The organism is Deltaproteobacteria bacterium (assembly GCA_011375175.1).
Classification (GTDB): domain Bacteria; phylum Desulfobacterota; class GWC2-55-46; order GWC2-55-46; family DRME01; genus DRME01.
In genome coordinates, this window is sequence record DRME01000070.1 from 1 (window position 1) to 3,100 (window position 3,100).

Sequence of the window (3,100 nt, forward strand, 5' to 3'; positions counted from 1 at the left end):
CCTGGGGGAAACTTTCTGTAGAAAGTTTCCCCCAGACCCCCTTCAAAGACTTTCAATACGAGTTGGTTTCCCCCTGTTTTGCTTGGCAAAACAGGGGGAAACCAACTCGCATTAAAAGTTTTTGGAGGGAGTCTGAGGGAACCTTTTTACAAAAAGGTTCCCTCAGTGCAGTAAATCAGAGATTTCCTTGAGGTCTTTTCAACAATCCCGCCGTTTCGGCGGCATGGCAACTGGTGAGGCTGTATGTCGCGATTCAGGAAGGCGTTGACGCTCTTTGACGACTATTACGACATGATGTCCGACAGGGTGCGCATGGAGGCCTACCGGCGCGCCATACGCAGGGCCGTGAGGCCGGGGGACGTGGTCTGCGACCTCGGCGCGGGACTGGGCATTCTTTCTTTCCTCGCGCTCCAGGCGGGCGCCTCGAAGGTCTACGCCATCGAGAAGATGGACTCCGTAAACCTCGCCAGGAGCGTGGCGGCGCTCAACGGCTTTGCCGACAGGATCGTCTTCATCAACGAGAACTCCAAGGACGTGGAGCTTCCGGAGAGGGTGGACGTGCTCGTATCCGAGACGCTCGGAAGCTTCGCCCTCGAGGAGAACACCCTCGATTTCACGGTCGACGCGAGAAGACGGTTTCTCAAGGAGGGGGGGCGCATGGTGCCCGAGAGCGTGCGGCTCTTTCTCGTGCCCGTGGAAGACGCGGAGGTCTACGGAAAGATGACCTTCTGGCGTGACGTCTGCGGCGTGGACTTCACGCCGGCGCGGCGCGAGCTCACCAGGAGGCTCATGATCGTGGACATAGCTGAGGAAAACTTCCTCGCCGCTCCCCTGCTCTACGACGCCATCGACCTGCGCACCGTCGATTGCGTCTCGGTCGAGAAGAGACTCACCTTCACCTTCGAGCGCCGCGGCGAGGTCCACGGCCTGGCGGGATGGTTCGACACGGTCCTCACCGACGACATAACCATCGACACCTCGCCGTCGTCGCCTCCGACCCACTGGCGCCAGGCCTTCTTCCCCATCGAGGAGCCCGTCGTGGTCGTCAGGGGCGATTACATGGAGGTCGACTTCCGCGTCGGTCCCAAGACGGACAGAAGCGACGACACCCTCATATCCTACGACTACTTCTGCTCGCAGCTCTCCCGCGAGTACAGGGAGAGGAACGTGGGCCGCAACGACCCCTGCCCCTGCGGAAGCGGGCTCAAGTTCAAGAAGTGCTGCGGCAGGTAGCTGCGCCGCCTGCGAAGCGGGAGCGACACGGCCGGCATGGAGGAAGAGCTGAGGAAGAGCGAAGGAACCGGGGGAAACGTGGGCCTGTGGCCCTTCTGCAGAAAGTCTCCCCCGGAATCTCCTCTCAGGCAGATTCGATCCGTATTTTCTCGAAGGGCAGCTTCCAGTCGTCGATGGAGGCGTTCATCTCCTTTTCTACTGTCAACTCCTGGAGCGGCGTGTCGTCGGCGAGGTAGCGGACCTCCGGGGCCGGCGGCAGCGCCCGCTCGGGCCTGAAGTAGACCTCCACGCCGTAGCCCACGGCGTGGACCAGGGCGCGCCCCTCGGCCACCGAGTCGAGCCTGGCGGCGCGGCGGTAGGGGTACTCGAGGAACTTGAAGAGGGCGTTGTTGCCGTGGCCTATGTAGTCGGCGTCCTCGGTGTCGAGGAAGTCGTCCCAGTCATAGCTGTGGCTGTCGAGAAAGCGGAAGATGCGCAGGAGCCATCCTTTCCGGGCGGCCATGGCCTTTACGAAGGAGAAGAGGTTCATAAGCCCCATGAAGCTGTACTTTGCGGCCAGGGCCCTTTCGCGGGGGTCCGCGTCCCTCGGGTGGTTGAGCCCCTCCATGGCGAGCTTGAAGTCGTCGGCCGGGATGTCGGCCCAGAGGTCGGCCTGCGAGGGAAGGGTGAAGCCGAAGAGCATGCCCTCCCTGGCCGTGCGCAGCGCCTGGCTCAGCAGAAGCGCTACGTCGTCGACGCCCAGCACGTTGAGTATGTTCACGCCGGTGATGTAGTCGAGCTCGCCCGTAGCGACGGGGTTTAAGTTGAGCATGTCGCCGCGCATGAAGTGGATGTTTTGCAGGCCCGCCGTCTTCCTGTTGTCCTCGATGAGGTCCCCGCTTATGTCCACGGCCAGCACCGTGCGCTCCGGTGAGTCGGCGGCGAGCAGGTACTTGGCGCTGCCGCAGCCGAGATCGAGCGTGACCGTTCCCTCGGGGATGCGCCTGTAGATGGACGAGCCCACGGCCTCGAGATAGGAGGGGTTGGTGCGAAGCTCGATGCCGTAGAGGTCTTCCTTGCGGTATATCCTGTACTTCTCGTTGAAGAAGGTCTTGCCATCGGCCTTTATGCACCGGAAGATGATGCGCCCCCCCACAAGACGCCTGTAGCGTGTGAACTCGTAGAGCCCGCCGTCCTCGAACTCTTCGAGGCGTTTTTCGTCGAGGTCCTCGAGCGTCGTCTTCTCGACCTCCCTGACCGTTGCGAGAACGTCGTCGAGGGCCTCCTCAAAGGATCTCCTTATCTCCTCGATGCGCTGGCTGTCCATGAAGCCGACCTCCTTAGGTGACTGCTGTAATCTGTTGCTCCCGCCGCCGGCAGGACGTGGCGGACCCGCGACCCCGCCTCCGACGATCCCCCCTCCCCAAGGTCCAGTATATATACCACTTCGGCCTCTTTTTTCCAATTCCTTTTTGCCTTGCCCGGTGGCGGTTATTCTGTTATAAATCTACATAGGGGAATATTCAGGGAAGCTCCGGCGGAAACTCTGAACTCTGATCGATTGCCCCCAGGAGATTCCTGAAAAGGCCCGTGACCTCCGCGACCTCCCCGCAAGAATTTTCAATGCCGTTCGGGCTGCCCCTCTTTCACAAAAAACGAAACAGGGGCAGCCCGAACGCATTAAAAGTCCTTGAAGGGACGGGGGGAAACTTTCAGAAGGAATATCTGATTTATTACACCGGGGGAAACTTTCTGTAGAAAGTTTCCCCCGGACCCCCTTCAAAGACTTTCAATACGAGTTGGTTTCCCCCTGTTTTGCCTGGCAAAACAGGGGGAAACCAACTCGCATTAAAAGTTTTTGGAGGGAGTCTGAGGGAACCTTTTTACA

General features: G+C 60.1%; 2 protein-coding genes. One reads left to right on the top strand and one right to left on the bottom strand.

Translation table 11 applies throughout. The features are described 5' to 3' along the window. The first annotated feature begins 243 nt into the window (after positions 1-243). Complete coding sequence (locus tag ENJ37_06010; protein HHL40040.1) at positions 244-1,233, top strand: hypothetical protein; 990 nt, start codon at positions 244-246, stop codon at positions 1,231-1,233. A gap of 124 nt (positions 1,234-1,357) precedes the next feature. On the opposite strand, the gene ENJ37_06015 is transcribed toward ENJ37_06010, so the two are convergent. After that, positions 1,358-2,539 (bottom strand): class I SAM-dependent methyltransferase, encoded by a 1,182-nt coding sequence (locus tag ENJ37_06015; protein HHL40041.1) that lies wholly within the window; start codon positions 2,537-2,539, stop codon positions 1,358-1,360. Between the last annotated feature and the right edge of the window lie 561 nt (positions 2,540-3,100).